The sequence below is a fragment of the Rhodoferax sp. ZS1R25 genome, assembly GCF_056521335.1.
In genome coordinates, this window is the sequence record NZ_JBWMAZ010000002.1 from 218,586 (window position 1) to 233,810 (window position 15,225).

The 15,225-nt window shown below is 63.4% G+C and carries 15 protein-coding genes; 8 read left to right on the top strand and 7 right to left on the bottom strand.

Translation table 11 applies throughout. The features are described from left to right. Positions 1-94: 94 nt before the first annotated feature. Genes AC097R_RS11910 through AC097R_RS11925 form a run of 4 tightly spaced genes read left to right on the top strand, consistent with a single transcriptional unit; the run spans position 95 to position 4,480 of the window. Positions 95-1,648 (top strand): ABC transporter ATP-binding protein, encoded by a 1,554-nt coding sequence (locus tag AC097R_RS11910; RefSeq protein ID WP_479598323.1) that lies wholly within the window; start codon positions 95-97, stop codon positions 1,646-1,648. Beyond that, positions 1,645-2,769 (top strand): ABC transporter permease, encoded by a 1,125-nt coding sequence (locus tag AC097R_RS11915; protein ID WP_479598324.1) that lies wholly within the window; start codon positions 1,645-1,647, stop codon positions 2,767-2,769. The genes AC097R_RS11910 and AC097R_RS11915 overlap by 4 nt, the downstream gene beginning before the upstream one ends. Beyond that, positions 2,762-3,730 carry an ABC transporter permease gene (locus AC097R_RS11920; RefSeq protein ID WP_477888315.1) on the top strand — a complete coding sequence of 323 codons (969 nt, stop codon included), beginning with the start codon at positions 2,762-2,764 and terminating at the stop codon, positions 3,728-3,730. The genes AC097R_RS11915 and AC097R_RS11920 overlap by 8 nt, the downstream gene beginning before the upstream one ends. A gap of 12 nt (positions 3,731-3,742) precedes the next feature. Beyond that, positions 3,743-4,480, top strand: coding sequence for an ANTAR domain-containing protein (locus AC097R_RS11925; RefSeq protein WP_479598325.1), 738 nt, complete (start codon positions 3,743-3,745; stop codon positions 4,478-4,480). Here the strand turns inward: AC097R_RS11925 and AC097R_RS11930 are convergent. Both AC097R_RS11930 and AC097R_RS11935 read right to left on the bottom strand, forming a co-directional pair. Continuing rightward, a complete protein-coding gene (locus AC097R_RS11930; RefSeq protein ID WP_479598326.1) occupies positions 4,477-6,195 on the bottom strand; it encodes an FAD-dependent oxidoreductase in 1,719 nt (572 codons plus the stop codon). The genes AC097R_RS11925 and AC097R_RS11930 overlap by 4 nt on opposite strands. Continuing rightward, positions 6,192-6,464 (bottom strand): oxidative damage protection protein, encoded by a 273-nt coding sequence (locus tag AC097R_RS11935; RefSeq protein WP_029709568.1) that lies wholly within the window; start codon positions 6,462-6,464, stop codon positions 6,192-6,194. Before AC097R_RS11935 ends, AC097R_RS11930 begins: the two co-directional genes overlap by 4 nt. Positions 6,465-6,604: 140 nt before the next feature. Here AC097R_RS11935 and AC097R_RS11940 point away from each other — a divergent pair, with 140 nt between their 5' ends. Then, complete coding sequence (locus tag AC097R_RS11940) at positions 6,605-7,111, top strand: disulfide bond formation protein B (RefSeq protein WP_479599541.1); 507 nt, start codon at positions 6,605-6,607, stop codon at positions 7,109-7,111. On the opposite strand, the gene AC097R_RS11945 is transcribed toward AC097R_RS11940, so the two are convergent. Continuing rightward, positions 7,108-7,971: a sterol desaturase family protein gene (locus AC097R_RS11945; protein WP_479598327.1), complete on the bottom strand. Its 864-nt coding sequence runs from the start codon at positions 7,969-7,971 to the stop codon at positions 7,108-7,110. The genes AC097R_RS11940 and AC097R_RS11945 overlap by 4 nt on opposite strands. 208 nt (positions 7,972-8,179) lie before the next feature. Here AC097R_RS11945 and AC097R_RS11950 point away from each other — a divergent pair, with 208 nt between their 5' ends. Further along, positions 8,180-8,758 carry a TetR/AcrR family transcriptional regulator gene (locus AC097R_RS11950; protein ID WP_479598328.1) on the top strand — a complete coding sequence of 193 codons (579 nt, stop codon included), beginning with the start codon at positions 8,180-8,182 and terminating at the stop codon, positions 8,756-8,758. Between the two features lie 13 nt (positions 8,759-8,771). On the opposite strand, the gene AC097R_RS11955 is transcribed toward AC097R_RS11950, so the two are convergent. Genes AC097R_RS11955 through AC097R_RS11965 form a run of 3 tightly spaced genes read right to left on the bottom strand, consistent with a single transcriptional unit; the run spans position 8,772 to position 11,724 of the window. Beyond that, entirely contained in the window at positions 8,772-9,419 is a 648-nt protein-coding gene (locus tag AC097R_RS11955) for a rhodanese-like domain-containing protein (protein WP_479598329.1), read from the bottom strand. Between the two features lie 8 nt (positions 9,420-9,427). Continuing rightward, on the bottom strand, positions 9,428-10,783 hold the full coding sequence (gene chrA, locus AC097R_RS11960; protein WP_479598330.1) for a chromate efflux transporter: 1,356 nt from the start codon (positions 10,781-10,783) through the stop codon (positions 9,428-9,430). Further along, positions 10,780-11,724, bottom strand: a complete 945-nt coding sequence (locus AC097R_RS11965; protein ID WP_479598331.1) for a chromate resistance protein ChrB domain-containing protein — start codon at positions 11,722-11,724, stop codon at positions 10,780-10,782. Before AC097R_RS11965 ends, chrA begins: the two co-directional genes overlap by 4 nt. Positions 11,725-11,825: 101 nt before the next feature. On the opposite strand from AC097R_RS11965, the gene AC097R_RS11970 reads away from it, so the two are divergent. Together AC097R_RS11970 and AC097R_RS11975 are read left to right on the top strand one after the other, a co-directional pair. Next, the gene (locus AC097R_RS11970; protein WP_479598332.1) at positions 11,826-12,890 is read left to right on the top strand and encodes a DMT family transporter; all 1,065 of its coding nucleotides are present in this window, start codon (positions 11,826-11,828) and stop codon (positions 12,888-12,890) included. A gap of 116 nt (positions 12,891-13,006) precedes the next feature. Continuing rightward, positions 13,007-14,560: a methyl-accepting chemotaxis protein gene (locus tag AC097R_RS11975; RefSeq protein WP_479598333.1), complete on the top strand. Its 1,554-nt coding sequence runs from the start codon at positions 13,007-13,009 to the stop codon at positions 14,558-14,560. On the opposite strand, the gene AC097R_RS11980 is transcribed toward AC097R_RS11975, so the two are convergent. Then, positions 14,550-15,203, bottom strand: coding sequence for a DNA-3-methyladenine glycosylase I (locus AC097R_RS11980; RefSeq protein ID WP_479598334.1), 654 nt, complete (start codon positions 15,201-15,203; stop codon positions 14,550-14,552). The two genes, AC097R_RS11975 and AC097R_RS11980, sit on opposite strands and share 11 nt — an antisense overlap. Positions 15,204-15,225: the final 22 nt, after the last annotated feature.

Sequence of the window (15,225 nt, forward strand, 5' to 3'; positions counted from 1 at the left end):
GGTCCGGGCCCGCTGCACGGAAAGACAAGCCCGCGGCGCCTTCGGTGCCGTGGGCTTTTCACATCGATGGGAGTGCCCCTGTGAGGAGCGAGATTTGAGTTCAGAGAGCGCATCGCCAGCCATGGCTGCCCCGCTGGCAGTGCACATGAGCGGCATCAACAAGCGGTTTGGCGCCGTGGCCGCCAACGCGGAAGTGGAGTTGCGCGTGCATAGTGGCACCGTACATGGCATCGTGGGCGAAAACGGGGCGGGCAAAAGCACGCTCATGTCCATCCTGTATGGCTTCTACCAGGCGGATAGCGGTTCGATTGCCGTGCTGGGCAAGCCCGTCACCATTCGCCATGCGGACGATGCGATTGCCCAAGGCATTGGCATGGTCCACCAGCACTTCATGCTCGTGGACACGCTGACTGCGCTCGAAAACGTGATGCTGGGCGCCGAGCCCCACTGGTTGCTGAACCAGGCGGATGCCCTGGTGCGCAGCAAGCTGGAGAGCCTGATGCAGGCCACAGGTCTGCAGGTCAAGCTGGATGCGCTGGTGACCGATCTGCCCGTGGGCGACCGCCAGCGTCTGGAGATTTTGAAAGCGCTGTACCGCGGCGCCAAGGTGTTGATTCTGGACGAGCCTACTGCGGTGCTGACGCCGCAGGAAACCGAGCACCTGTTCAAGGTGCTGCGCGTGCTGCGCGAGCAGGGCACCACGATTTTGTTGATCACCCACAAGCTCAAGGAAGTCATGGGTCTGTGTGACCGCGTGACGGTGATGCGCGGTGGCCGCGTGGTGCAGGAGCTGCCGATTGCCGAGGCTTCCATCGAAAGACTGGCCGAAGCCATGGTGGGCCGCAAGGTGCAGATGGGCCGTGTGGACCAGGACACCCGCCCGGTGGGCGATGTGCTGCTGGATATGCGCGATGTGCTGGTGCGTGATGCCATGCAGGTGGTGCGCTTGCAGGGTCTGAACCTGCAGCTGCGAGCCGGAGAAATTGTGGGTGTGGCAGGTGTGTCTGGTAACGGCCAGAGTGAGTTGCTGGATGTGTTGTCCGGCTTGTTGGCACCACAAGAAGGTAGTCTGCAGCTGGGTGGCCAACAGTTTGCACCCCAGCGCTGGTTGGACCCACAAACCGCACGCGCACTGGGCCTGGCCCATGTGCCCGAAGACCGCCATGCCCGCGCGATGGTGATGGATTTTGTGGCCTGGGAATCGGCCGTGCTCGGTTACGACGGCCTGGCCGAATACGCCACGCGCGGCTGGATGGCCCATGGTCGCATGCGCCAGGCCACGGCCCGCATGATGGAGCGCTTTGACGTGCGTCCACGCGACCCGGAGCTGGGAAGCAGCAAGTTCTCCGGCGGCAACCAACAAAAGCTGGTGCTGGCGCGCGAGCTGGGGCAGTCGCCCAAAGTGTTGCTGGTGGGCCAGCCCACACGGGGCGTGGACATTGGAGCGATCGAGTTTATTTATTCGCAGCTGCGCACCATGCGCGATGCGGGTTGTGCGGTGCTGGTGGTGTCCAGCGAACTGGACGAAATTTTGGCGTTGTCAGACAGGGTCATTGTGATGAACCAAGGGCGGGTCACTGGAGAGCTGGCCATTCAGGATTGCACCGAGGCCGGCATTGGCCTGTTGATGACCGGAGGTGGGCAATGAGCGGCGCCTACCCCTTGCCTCGTTGGGCTGATCTGGTGCTGCTGCCGGCCGTGTGCCTGCTGGTGGCCTTACTGGCTGCGGCTGGTGTGGTGGCCCTGGTGGGGCAGGACCCGGTGGAGGTGATCTCGGTGCTAATCCACGGGGCCTTCGGCACCCAGCGCGGCATCAGCTACACGCTGTATTACGCCACCACCTTCATCTTCACGGGGCTGGCCGTGGCCGTGGCTTTTCATGGGGGCTTGTTCAACATTGGCGGCGAAGGCCAGGCCATCATGGGCGGGCTGGGCGTGGGCCTGGTGGCGCTGTGGTTGTCGCATGCCTTGCCAGCCTGGATCATGCTGCCACTGATGGTGTTGTCGGGCGCATTGTTTGGTGCGGCCTGGGCCGCGGTGCCAGCCTATTTGCAGGCCTACCGCGGTAGCCATGTGGTGATCACCACCATCATGTTCAACTTCATTGCCAGTAGCTTGCTGGTGTACCTGCTGGTGAACCACTTGCGTCCCGCTGGCTCCATGGCAGTGGAGAGCGCGGCGTTTGCCGACTCGGCCAAGCTGCCTGCCATGCATGTGGCGCTAGGCTGGTTGGGTCTGGAGTGGGCCGATTCGCCCTTGAACCTGAGCCTGTTGCTGGCCCTGGCTGCCGCGCTGGGCGTGTACCTGTTTTTGTGGCGTACGCGGGCGGGCTACCACCTGCGCGCTGTGGGCTCCAGCCCCAGCGCAGCGGAGTACGCGGGCATCCGCTCACGCCACCAGATCGTCATCGCCATGTCCATCTCGGGTGGGTTGGCTGGGCTGGTGGGCATGAACGAAATTGCGGGTGTAAACGGTCGCCTGCTGCTGGAGTTTGTCAGCGGCGCCGGATTCACCGGCATTGCAGTGGCGCTGATGGGGCGCAACCACCCGGTAGGAATCATTTTTGCCAGTGTGTTGTTTGGCGCCCTGTTCCAGGGTGGGGCCGAAGTGGCTTTTGAAGTGACAGGCTTCAGCCGCGACATGGTGGTGATGTTGCAAGGTTTTATCGTGTTGTTCTCAGGTGCTATGACGTACGTGATTGCGCCCAGACTGGGCTGGGTATTGGTGAAAGTGGCCAAGGTTTTCAAAGTGGGGGTGCGCCATGGATGACACATTGTTTGTTGCCATGCTGGCGTCTACGCTGCGCGTGTCCACGCCGCTGATTTTGTGCGCGTTGGCCGGCTTGCTGTCCGAGCGATCGGGCGTGGTGGACATTGGCCTGGAGGGCAAGATGCTGGCGGCCGCGTTTGCCGCCGGTGCCATGGGGGCCACCTACGAGTCCACCCTGCTGGCGCTGCTGGTGGGGGTGCTGGTGGCCACCGCCTTGTCGTGGATGCATGGCCTGGCCTGCGTGAGCCACAAAGGCGACCAGGTGGTGTCGGGCGTGGCTATCAACATCATTGCTGCTGGCATGACGGTGGTGCTGGGCATCGCCTGGTTTGAACAGGGCGGGCAGACGCCGCCCGTGAGTGCAGCTGTGCGTATCCAGCCGCTATTCCCGGCGCTGCAAGAGGCAGCCCAGAGTATTCCGGTGGTGGGGAATTTGCTGGGCCAGGGCTTGCTGAGTTACAACGCACTGGTGTACCTGGCCTTTGCGCTGGTGCCCGCCACTTGGTGGCTGCTGTTCCGCACCCGCTTTGGCTTGCGCTTGCGCGCGGTGGGTGAGAACCCGCAAATGGTGGATGCCGCGGGAGTTTCGGTCAGCCGCTTGCGGTACACCGCGCTCACACTCAATGGCGTGCTCTGCGGTCTGGCTGGGGGTTATCTGGTGCTGGCGCAGAGTGCCAATTTCTCCGCCAACATGACGGCGGGGCGTGGCTTTATGGCCCTGGCAGCCCTGATCTTTGGCCGCTGGCATCCGGTGAATGCGTTTTGGGCGTGTCTGCTGTTTGGCTTCCTGGATGCCGCGGCTATTCGCCTGCAGGGTGTGCATGTGCCTGGCATGGGCGAGGTGCCAGTGCAGCTGATTCAGGCACTGCCGTATCTGCTGACCGTGGTGTTGTTAGCAGGCTTTATCGGCAAAGCCGTGGCACCCCAGGCCCTGGGCAAACCGTACACCAAGGAGCGATAGACTCTCGGGTGTATGGCATCTACCGTTTGGGTCAAGGTTGTAGGGTTCAGTGATGTTGAGCGGCATTCGCTCAACACGCTATTTCGTTTGTCGGTGCGCGACGGTTTGCAGTATTCGCTGTGGTCACCCGAGTCGCCGGCATCACCGCAGGTGGCCCTGATTGACGTGGACAGCTATGAGGCGGGCCTGGAGCTGGTCTCGCCAGGATTCAACCCCCATTTGAAGATGATTTGTGTGGGCGCCCAGGCGCCTACGCTGGCATGGCGCACCGTACAGCGTCCGGTCGACTGGACCGCCATGGTGCACATGCTGGACGAGTTGTTTGTGGCCTCGCCCGATGTGGACATCGACATCTCTCTGGACGAGCCCGCCGCGCCAGCCCTGCCGCCCGGTATCCGTGTCGCCTTGCTGGCGGCACTGCCGGCCGAGGCGCGCCTGTACTTGCGGGCGCGGCTTGCGCTGGCAGGCATCACCGCGCTGGAAGAGGTAGACACCTTGAAGCAGCTGGACGTCAAACTCCAGGAGCGCTCGTTTGATGTGGTGCTGGTGCACGTGGATGCCGAGCAACTGGATGCTTGGGCCATGGTCAAGCACCTGCAAGATTTGCCATCGCCCCAGCGCACGGTGATTGCGGTGGCGCAGCAACCGAACTGGAAAACCGTCAACCTGGCCGAGCGCATGGGCTGTATTGGCGTGATGGAAATGCCATTCAACCCCCAGCAGGTGTTCAGTCTGCTGCAACGCGTTTAGTCCTCGGACACCGGCTTGCGGGTGGCACCCCTGCGGCGCCCGGTGCGGCCCACATCCAGGCTGCGTGCCAAGCTGGCCTCTAAGGGCCAGGGTTCGCCACACAGGCGGGCCACCAGCAACTGGGCCCCTAGCGCCGAAAAACTCAAACCCCGGGCACCCATGCCCACCTGTATCCACAGAGACGGCTGTGCGCCCTCGGTAAGTGGCCCCACCAGCGGCAAACGGTCGTGCGTGACACAACGGGTGCCAGACCAGTGGGTGACTCGTCCATGCTCAAATTCGGGCGCCAGCTGGGTGCCGACTGCAGGCAATAGCTCCCCCAGCTTTTTCGCATTCGCTTGGTGCTGCTGGGCCAGCGGCGCGATGGCTGGGCCCTCGCGTTCGGGAATGGCCTCCGGCTCAAACGTGGCACCCGCGAGCCAGCTGCGGCCCGTGTTCAGCGGCACATCAGGGATAAAACTGCCGTGGCCGTTAACGGGGTGGCGTGGCCAGTCCGTGGGCAAGGGCTGCGGCGCCGGGCCCAAGCTGATGGTGCCGTGCACGGCTTGCAGACTGGCAAGTCGCTGGGGCAGGCCAATGTTGAGCGCGGGTGCGGTGTCTTCGTGAAGCAGCAGGGGCACGCTGCCTGTGGCATTGGCGCACACCACCACATCAGCCTGTGCCAGCGTGGTGCCCGATGCATCTTGCAACTGCCAGGTAGTGCCGCCCCATTGCATTGCAGCCACGTGGGCGGAGCCTTGGTAGCGGATGTGGGGGTGGTCCAACCAACGCCGGATCAGTGGGGCCGGTTGGATCCACGCTGCCTGGGCGTGCCACAGGCTGCCGCCCGTATCCAACTGTTGTTCTTGCACGCCGGTGAGTTGCCAGTCTTGGCCTTCGGCAAGCAGCGTGCGGGCATGGTGCAGCATCAGGCGCACGCCCACGCGCGACATGCGGGAGCGCGGGCTGTCGTCGGCCGATATATGGGGTACGACCAGGCCAGCGGGCAGCCCGGAGGCGCCACCGGCGGGCGCCGGGTGTCGGTCCAGCACAGTGACCTGCCAACCACGCAGCGCCAAGGCCTGCGCCACGCTGGCCCCGGACAGGCCCGCACCAATGATGGCGCAGTGGGCCGGTGTGCGGTTGGCGGGCTCGGTGTCGCGTGGGCCGAGGGACCAACGTGGGTTGAATTCAGCGCTCAGGTCGGCGCTGCCTTGTAGATCCACAAAACCAGCTTCCACCAGCCAGGCGTGGGCTTGATGGGGCGCCGTCTGGAATACCAGCCGGGCGCCACGCTGACAGCAGCGTGCCAGCGCCTTGGTGGCCCATTTGTCCCAGGTCGTATCGGGCTGCACCCAGACCGTATTGGCTTTGAACGCCAACTCGGCCAGCACGGGTTTCGCATCGCCCACGCACAGCGTGAGGGAGACGAGACCCCCATCCAGCAGCAGACGGTGAAAGCCGGTACCCAGGTCGTTGCACTGCTTAGTCAGTGTCTGCACTAGGTCTGGGTGGGGGACGGAAGCGTCTGGGTGGCTGGCAAGGGCTTGCAGCTGCGGCAAGCTCAGAATGCCCACGTAGTGCAGCACGTGGGGGCGCTGCGGGTCGGTGCGCCAGGCCTGCCAGCAATCGAAAAAGGCCGCGCCTGTCGCAAAGTGCGTGTCCAGCACGGTCCAGGCGGCTTGGCCTGCCCAGGCACCGGGCAGGTGGCTGGGCGTGAGGAGGGGCAGGATCAAGCCGAGGGTGGAACGTAGCCCTGTGCGGCGTCGGCGCCGTCGCCAAAGAAATGGTTTTCCATCTGGCGTGCCAGGTACTGGCGGGCGCGCGCATCGGCCAGGTTCAGGCGGTTTTCATTCACCAACATGGTTTGGTGCTTGAGCCAGGCGGCCCAGGCCTCTTTGCTCACGCCTTCCCAGATGCGTTTGCCCAGCTCGCCGGGGTAGGGGGGGAAATCCAGGCCTTCGGCTTCTTTGCCTAGCTTGATACATTGAACGGTGCGTGCCATGGAGATGCCTTTGCGGGATGGTGTGAAAATCAGAAGGCTGAATTTTATGGGGTTTGGAGTGTCCTGCCGTTCGCAGGGAACTTCGGGCACCACTGTGGCACCAATATGTTGCAATCAACCCTAGGACATTGATGTTGAAACTGGTACTGGACTGGATGGACCACACGCCGCGGCGTGTGTATGGCGTGGTGGCGCTGGCCTGCGTGGGGCTGTTGGCGTTTGGCCTGTATTTGCAGCACGTGGTGGGGCTAGAGCCTTGCCCGATGTGCATCGTGCAGCGGTACGCTCTTGTTTTGGTAGCAGTCTGCGCAGCGTTGACGGGGGCTAGCGGCCGAAAAGGCCTTCATATTGCCGGTGGTGTGCTGCTGGTCATCCTGTCCGCGCTGGGCGCCTATGTGGCGGCTCGCCAAAGCTGGTTGCAGTGGTACCCGCCCGAGGTGGTGTCCTGCGGGCGCGACCTGTACGGCATGATCGAAACCTTCCCGCTCAAGCGCGCGCTGCCCATGATCTTCCGGGGCGGTGGTGATTGCAGCAAGGTGGACTGGACCTTTTTGGGCGCCACCATCGCCAACTGGTCGTTCCTGTGCTTCTGCGGGTTGGCACTGGTGGGGTCCTTGCAGACCTGGCGCAGCCTGCGCAGGGCTTAGCCCTCTGACCTGAAGGGCAGGAGTAAAACCTTGCCCAGTTCGCTGCTGGCGGGGTAGCTCTCAGGTGCCTGCACCCCCAGCGCGGCGGGCAGGCGCTTGGGGTCATAGACAAAGGTGCCAAACACCAAGTCCCAAAACGGGGTGAGCACCCCAAAGTTCTTGGCCTCGGCCATGTCTGCGCTGTGGTGAAAGCGATGCAACTCTGCCCCCACGAGCAGATAGTTCAGGGGGCCCGCCTTGATGTCCACATTGAAGTGCGACACTAGCCCTTGCAACCCCATCAAGGCGTTGAACAAAAAGATGGACTCAGGCCGCGCACCCAGTGCCACCAGTGGCCACTGCACCAGCGCCAGCGAGATCAACAGGTTCAACGGGTGGCCGACCGGGTGCATCAGCAAATACACCTTGTCAGGCAGGTGGTGGGCCACGTGGACCTTCCACAGCCAGGCTCCCCAGCGGCCCGTGCCGACATGGCTCAGGCGGTGGTACCAGTATTGGAAAAACTCGAATGCCAGCAGCAGCGCCAAAAACTCCATCAGCACTGAGGTGTTGGCCACGATGCCCGTGTTGAAGCGGCTCATGTCCAGCGCCAGCCAGCCCAGGCCGAATTTCAACAGCCCCGTGAGGCCACCGTTGACGGCCATGTACTTCAGGTCGCGCCTAAAGCTGGCCCAGGTCATCTTCCATTCCGATCTGGCCGGGTAGGCAAACTCCACTGCCAGCATCAATGCCATGCGCGCGCCGCCCATCCAGGCAAACGCGGTGGCCAGATTCCAGCCATGAGCCAATGCGCCGAAGTACAGCGCGAACGTGCTGCCCAGCAGCAGGGGGTAAAAAAGGGTGGAGACCACGCTGCCCATGGCGCCATGCTTTGGGATCAATTCCGGGTCCGGACAGGTTGCGGAGGGAGAGGACGGCATAAAACTCCTTGCGAAGATAATGAACACTGTGTTCAATAAAGGGCTTCGTGGCCGCTATCTTCCGGGCCCAGGCAAATGCCTCCAAGCACCTTGCCCGGTCCTTCGTCCACTACCAGACACAACACCCTTTGGTGTTCAGGAGACCCGCATGAAAACCCGTTTACCAGCACCCGCAGAGGTGCTGGACCGCCGCATCCAGCGCACCCGGGATGCGCTGCGTGAGGCATTGATGCAGCTGATGGTGGAGTGCGGCTGGGACGCCATCGATGTGCTGACGCTGTGTGACCGGGCCAATATTGGTCGCTCGACCTTCTACCAGCACTATCCCAACAAGGAGGAGTTGCTCAAGGCCAACTTTGCCGGCCTGCGCGATGCCTTGCTGGCACAGGCATTGGCGGGTCCTGCGCAGCCGGGGCAACTGGCTTTTGTGTCAGGCTTGATCGCCCATGTGCACGAGGCACAGGATGTGTTCCGAGCCCTACTCGGGCGCCGCTCGGGCCACTACGTCCAAGACCGGTTTCGTGAGCTGTTGATTGAGTTGGTGGTGGCCGGCACGCCGGGTAAAGCACGCGGCTGGCAAGCCGCTGCCCAGGCGCACTACCTGGGCGGGGCGCTGTTTGAACTCTTGGCCTGGTGGCTGGGCAGCAACCGCCCCCACAAGCCCGCTGAAATCGAAGCGCTGTTTGACCAGTGGAGTCAGCCGGTGTTGGCGATGTCCGCGTCCTGAGGCTGACTCGAACTCAGGCGCTTACGGGCTTGGGCTCTACGACTAGCCCGGCCGTCTGCCAGCCATCAATGCCGCCTGCCAGATAGCGGGCTTTGAGACCCGCCGCATGCAACCGCAGGGCGGTGACCCGGCCTACCTCGTGGCCGTAGACACAGTAGACAATGATCTCTTGGTTGGCGGGTAAATCGCACGCCCAGCGGCTCACAGTGGCCGGGTCGCTCCATTGCGAGCCGCCCAGTTTGGTGGGTGCCTTCTCGAACACGCCTGCGCGGCGCACGTCCAGCAAAAGGGCGCCGGCCACATCGGCGTGGGTGGCGGCCAAGGATTCGGTCGCGTCGTGCACTGCGGTTTGGTACCTCGCGTAGACCTGGTCCCATGGAATGCTGTTCATGAGGGCATCCGGATCGCCCACGGCGGTTGCAGAGAACGCGCCCCGACCCAAGGCCAAAAGAACGACCTCACCGCTCTCGGCAGGGCTGGCGGCTGGCGACCACTGGTTCACCAGCACGCCGGTGTTCGGCTGGAATACCAGCAACGTTGAACCCGCGTGTGGAGCCGCTGCCGCTGTGGCCAGCAGTGCCTCCAGCCAAGCCTCTTTGTTGCCGAAGTTGCTGGCCAGCGCCAGCTCCATAGCCGGTGTCATCGTGGATGGGGTTTGCATGGGTGGCCTTAGACGGGGAGGGGGTGCAGAAAGGTCAGTGCCAGTCCGGCCAGGCCAGATGCCAGGACGACGGGAATCACACCGATCTTGAAACGGAACAGCGCCAGTGCAGCCACGGCGCCAATGAGCAGCGAGGCCCCTTCAAAATGGCCATTCAGGCCCTGGGGCCAGAGCACGTGGTATGCGAAGAACACCGCCAGATTGACGATGACGCCGACCACGGCGGCGGTGATGCCGCTCAGCGGTGCGGTGAACTTCAGGTTGCCGTGGGTGGATTCGATGAAGGGGCCACCCAGCAGGATGAACATGAAGGACGGCAGAAAGGTGAAGAAGGTGACCACGCTGGCGGCGATGGCGCCCGAGAGCAAGAGGGAGTCCGCACCAAAAATCGCCTTGGTCCACCCCCCCACAAAGCCTACGAACGACACCACCATGATCAGGGGGCCCGGTGTGGTTTCGCCCAGGGCCAGGCCGTCAATCATTTGCGGCGCAGTGAGCCATTGGAAATGCTCCACCGCACCCTGGAACACATAGGGCAGCACGGCATAGGCGCCGCCAAAGGTCATCAGTGCGGCCTTGGTGAAGAACCAGCCCATTTGCACCAGCACCGAGTCCCAACCGTAGGCGGCTACCAACAGCCCCATGCCAGTGAGCCAGATGGCCAGGCTCGCGACCAGCACGCGGGCAAAGCGCGCCCAGGTGAACAGGGCGTGGGCTGGCGTGGGGGTGTCATCGTCGATCAAGGCCGGGCCCTGGGACTTGACCGCCGCACCGTGGCCTCCGCCTGCCGCGAACTTGGCCGGCGCAACGCGCCCACCCACATAGCCAATGGCGCCCGCAGCCAGCACGATGAGTGGGAAGGGCAGTTGCAAGGCAAAGATGGACACAAACGCGGCGACAGCAATGCCCCAGAGCCAGGCGTTCTTCAAGGACCGCGAGCCCACGCGGTAAGCCGCATGCACCACGAGCGCCGTCACCGCTGGCTTGATGCCGTAAAACACCCCCGCGATGGCGGGTACGTGGCCATAGGCCATGTAGACCCACGACAGGCCCACGAGGATGAAGAGCGAGGGCAGCACAAACAGCACGCCAGCCACAATGCCACCCCAGGTGCGGTGTAGCAGCCAGCCGATGTAGATAGCCAACTGTTGGGCCTCGGGGCCGGGCAGCAGCATGCAGTAGTTCAGCGCGTGCAGAAAGCGGTTTTCCGAGATCCAGCGGCGGCGTTCCACCAGGTCCTCATGCATGATGGCAATTTGCCCAGCAGGGCCGCCAAAGCTGATGAAGCCCAGCTTGAGCCAGTAGACAAAGGCCTCACCAAAGCTGAGGCGGGCAAGGGGTTTGGGGGTGGTGGTGTCGGTCATGGTCGGGCCGCCAGCGCGGCATACAGGGTGTCAAAAAGAGGCAGGGCGGCGGCCAGAAAGGCATCGTCCTTGGGGTGTTGGGTTTGCAGGCCGCACACCAGGGTTTCGATGCCAGCGGCTTCGTCCACCGGAATGCCTCCCACATCGATGTAGTGCACCAACTGACCCAAGCGCTGCAGGCCCGTGTCGGCGTCCAGCCCAAAGCTGCGTGCCACCACTTCAAATGTCACCAGCTCGCCCACGTGGGTGAAGCGGGCACCGTCAAAGTCAAACCCCAGGGCGGCCTTGGGGCATTTCTTGGGGTCGTCCAGCCATACAAACCGGGGCGCTTTGTCGACAAAGCGGGTGATGAGCCACGCCGTGGCAACGCGGTCCACCCAGGGGCGCTTGCGTGTGGCCCAGGTCTTGACCTGAAAATCGGCCAGTGCCAGGCGCGGGATGGCCTGGTCGCGGGCGCTGGGTTCACCGGGGGACAGGTGCTGCGCCACTTCCTGGCGCAGGGCAGCCAGTGCTGCGCTGGTTTTTTCACCGGGTTTGCCGGGGAAAAAATCACCCACCTGGATGGTGTGGAGCTGTTGCTCCAGCCCGCGCAGGGTTTTGTGCCATTCAGCCTCCGTGGCCGTTTTGATCTGCTTGCGCGCATCCTTGATGGACTGGAGCAATTCGGCATACAGATCACTGCGGTCAAACAGGGCTTGGAAAGCCGCTTGCTGCAGCCCGTCCCGTGCACTCACCTCCAGCATGTGGGCCTCGGCCCCACTGTCGTGGATGAGTTTTTCAATGTCCCACAGCGCCTGGGCCGTTGGGGCGCTGGCTGGCAACAGGTACACCCCTTCACGCAGGGTGCCCGCCCCGGTGGCTTTGAGCGCCCGCCACACCCGCACGCGCAGAGCGCTGGGGTGGGTGGGCAAGGTGGCGGTCAGTAAGAGCCATGTGTTCATGTAGCAAATATCTCATATTGTGATGAATGACACAATACATGTTTTGGGTTCGTTTGAATCTGTTTTCGTATGCCGGGTTGCTGCTGTGTTTTACTTTGGCCATGTCTATGCGTTCCGCCTCTCCCGCGCTGGCCGCGGCTCTCTTGTTTGGTGCCAGTACGCCCTTCGCCAAGTTGCTGGTGGGTGATGTGCCGCCCTTGCTGCTGGCCGGGCTGCTCTACCTGGGCAGCGGATTAGGCTTGTGCCTGTTGTTGCTGGCGCGGTATGTTCGGCAGCGCATCCAGGGGCGGGTGCTGGAAGGCCTGAAGATTCCGCATGCCGAGTTGCCATGGCTGCTGGGAGCCATCGTGTTTGGTGGTGTGCTGGGGCCCGCCTTGTTGATGTGGGGGCTGACGCAGACCGACGGCGCCACCGCGTCGTTGCTACTCAACGTGGAAGGTGTGCTGACGGCGTTGATCGCCTGGCTGGTGTTCAAGGAAAGCGCGGACCGCCCACTGGTACTGGGCATGGCGGTCATTGTGGTGGGCGGCTTGCTGCTGTCCTGGCAGCCCAAGGGTGCTACGTTCTCTTCCGGCGCCGTGCTGATTGCGGGCGCCTGTTTGTGTTGGGCGGTGGACAACAACCTGACCCGCAAGGTGTCCACCCACGACGCCATGCTGGTAGCGGGGCTGAAGGGCTTGCTGGCAGGGCTGAGCAATACGGCACTGGCATTGACCGGTGGCGCGGTGCTTCCATCGATTGCCACTGTGGGCGCCAGCATGGTCATGGGCTTCTTTGGGTATGGCTTGAGCCTGACGCTGTTCGTGGTTGCCCTGCGCACTCTGGGCACGGCGCGCACAGGGGCCTACTTTTCTGTGGCGCCGTTGTTTGGCGTAGCGATCTCTCTGGTGCTGTGGCCTGCTGTGCCCAGTGCGCTGTTCTGGTGTGCAACCGCCTTGATGGCGCTGGGCATTTGGTTGCATGTGCGGGAGCGACATGCGCACCTGCATGCACATGAGCCGCTGGCGCACAGCCACCGGCATCGCCACGATGAACACCACCAGCACACGCATGCCTTTCCGTGGGATACGGACAAGCCTCATGCGCATTCCCATACGCATGCGCCATTGGTGCACCAGCACGTGCATTACCCGGATATTCACCACCGACATCTGCACCCGCATTGAACGTGCCGGGGTCCCCTTTGACTCGGGGTTTTCCCCCGCCCGGCGCGGGGGAAACGGTCTACCATGCTTCTGCATTCGTGGCAGGGTGATGGCAAAAACAAACCGGAGATAAGCCTATGTTTCGATTCGCGTCCTATTCTGTCGCCCGGCGGCTAGGCTTTCTGACCATCAGCGCCGTGCTCGGCCTGGTCATCTTGCTGAGCTACTTCATGGTCTCGGAGCGTAGCCTGCTGCTGCAGGAACGACAGGCCAGCGTGCGCCAAGCGGTGGAAGTGGCCCATGGCCTGGTGGCCCACTTTCATGACCTGTCCACCAAGGGCAAGATGACAGAGGATGAGGCCAAGCTGGCCGCCATGGCCGCCCTCAAAACCTTGCGTTACAGCGGCTCTGAGTATTTCTGGATCAACGACATGCAGCCCAAGATGGTGATGCACCCGATCCGCCCCGAGCTGGATGGCAAAGACCTGGCCGAAAACAAGGATCCCACGGGCAAGCCGTTGTTTGTGGCCTTTGTGGACGTGGTGAAGGCCAAGGGCGCGGGTGACGTGGCCTACCTGTGGCCCAAACCGGGCAGTGACAAGCCGGTGCTCAAGGTGTCCCACGTCAAAGGCTTTGCGCCCTGGGGTTGGATCATTGGGTCGGGCGTCTATGTGGACACGGTGGACGCAGCCATCATGGGGCGTGCCGTGCAGTCCGGCATTGCCGCACTGGTGCTGGCGGCGCTGTTGTTGGGGGTAGGCGTGCTGATCACCCGCAGCATCGTCAGGCAGCTGGGCGGTGAGCCCGGCGTGGCCAACGCCATTACCCACCGCATGGCGCAGGGCGAGCTCAATGTGGAGATCCCGCTGAAGGCAGGTGACGACGGCAGCGTGATGCACGGCATCAAGGCCATGCGCGACAACATGGCCGATATAGTGGGCCAGGTGCGCGTGGGCAGCGAGTCTGTGGCGACGGCCAGCTCAGAGATCGCACAGGGCAACCAGGACTTGTCAGCCCGCACCGAATCGCAAGCCACCGCCCTGCAGCAAACCGCGGCCTCGATGGACCAGTTGGGCGCCACCGTCAAACAAAATGCCGATAACGCCCGCCAGGCCAACCAGCTGGCCCAAAGCGCCAGCACGGTGGCCATGCAGGGCGGTCAGGTGGTCTCCCAGGTGGTGGACACCATGAAGGGCATCAACGACAGCTCGCGCAAGATTGCCGACATCATCAGCGTGATCGATGGCATCGCCTTCCAGACCAACATCCTGGCGCTGAACGCGGCGGTGGAAGCGGCTCGCGCCGGCGAGCAGGGCCGGGGTTTTGCGGTGGTGGCATCCGAAGTGCGCAGCCTGGCGGGCCGCAGTGCGGACGCCGCCAAGGAGATCAAAACCCTGATCACCGACAGCGTGCATCGCGTGGAGCAGGGCTCGGCCCTGGTGGACCAGGCCGGCAGCACCATGACCGAGGTGGTCAGCAGCATCCGCCGCGTAACCGACATCATGGGCGAGATCAGCGCTGCCAGCACCGAGCAAAGCGGTGGCGTGGCCCAGGTGGGCGAGGCAGTCACGCAGATGGACCAGGCCACGCAGCAAAACGCTGCGCTGGTCGAGGAGATGGCGGCGGCGGCCTCCAGCCTGCGCGGTCAGGCGCAGGACCTGGTGAAAACGGTCGCGGTGTTCAAGCTTTAACGGGGGGCTTGAACGCCGCCCGCGCGGCCAAAGCCCGGTCGCGTGCGGCGCAGCCTTCCAGGTGGTCGTTCACCAGGCCCATGGCCTGCATGAGGGCGTACATGGTGGTGGGCCCCACAAAGCTCCAGCCGCGTTTGCGCAGGTCTTTGGACAAAGCAATCGATTCGGGTGAGGTGGTGACACCGCTCAGCGTCTGCTGCGTGATGGTGCTGGGTCGGTTGGCAGATTCGGGCTCAAATTGCCAGAAATAGGCCGCCAGCGAACCAAATTCCTTGCGCAATTCTTGGGCGCGCTGGGCGTTGTTGATGGTGGAGGCAATCTTGCCGCGGTGGCGCACGATGCCCGCGTCCAGCACCAGACGCTTCACGTCGGACTCGTCAAATGCAGCCACCTTGTCCATGTCAAACCCGGCAAACGCCTCGCGAAAGGCCTCGCGCTTGTTGAGGATGGTGAGCCAGCTCAGGCCCGCCTGAAAACCTTCCAGGCAAATCTTCTCGAACAGGCGCGTGTCGCTGCTGGCGGGCAGGCCCCACTCGTGGTCGTGGTAATGCTGGTAGCTGGGTGTGGCGCGGCACCATACGCAGCGCAAAGTCTGGCTGTCGTCGGCAAAAAGGCCCGCAGGCGCCGTGGTCTCGTCAAGCATGGAACGCTCCCGCATCTGAAAT

Coding starts and splice junctions, on each gene's coding strand:
- AC097R_RS11915 (WP_479598324.1), top strand. CDS start 1,645: ATGAGCGGCGCCTACCCCTTGCCTCGTTGGGCTGATCTGGTGCTGCTG.
- AC097R_RS11920 (WP_477888315.1), top strand. CDS start 2,762: ATGGATGACACATTGTTTGTTGCCATGCTGGCGTCTACGCTGCGCGTG.
- AC097R_RS11925 (WP_479598325.1), top strand. CDS start 3,743: ATGGCATCTACCGTTTGGGTCAAGGTTGTAGGGTTCAGTGATGTTGAG.
- AC097R_RS11935 (WP_029709568.1), bottom strand. CDS start 6,464: ATGGCACGCACCGTTCAATGTATCAAGCTAGGCAAAGAAGCCGAAGGC.
- AC097R_RS11945 (WP_479598327.1), bottom strand. CDS start 7,971: ATGGGCAGCGTGGTCTCCACCCTTTTTTACCCCCTGCTGCTGGGCAGC.
- AC097R_RS11950 (WP_479598328.1), top strand. CDS start 8,180: ATGAAAACCCGTTTACCAGCACCCGCAGAGGTGCTGGACCGCCGCATC.
- AC097R_RS11955 (WP_479598329.1), bottom strand. CDS start 9,419: ATGCAAACCCCATCCACGATGACACCGGCTATGGAGCTGGCGCTGGCC.
- chrA (WP_479598330.1), bottom strand. CDS start 10,783: ATGACCGACACCACCACCCCCAAACCCCTTGCCCGCCTCAGCTTTGGT.
- AC097R_RS11965 (WP_479598331.1), bottom strand. CDS start 11,724: ATGAACACATGGCTCTTACTGACCGCCACCTTGCCCACCCACCCCAGC.
- AC097R_RS11970 (WP_479598332.1), top strand. CDS start 11,826: ATGTCTATGCGTTCCGCCTCTCCCGCGCTGGCCGCGGCTCTCTTGTTT.
- AC097R_RS11975 (WP_479598333.1), top strand. CDS start 13,007: ATGTTTCGATTCGCGTCCTATTCTGTCGCCCGGCGGCTAGGCTTTCTG.
- AC097R_RS11980 (WP_479598334.1), bottom strand. CDS start 15,203: ATGCTTGACGAGACCACGGCGCCTGCGGGCCTTTTTGCCGACGACAGC.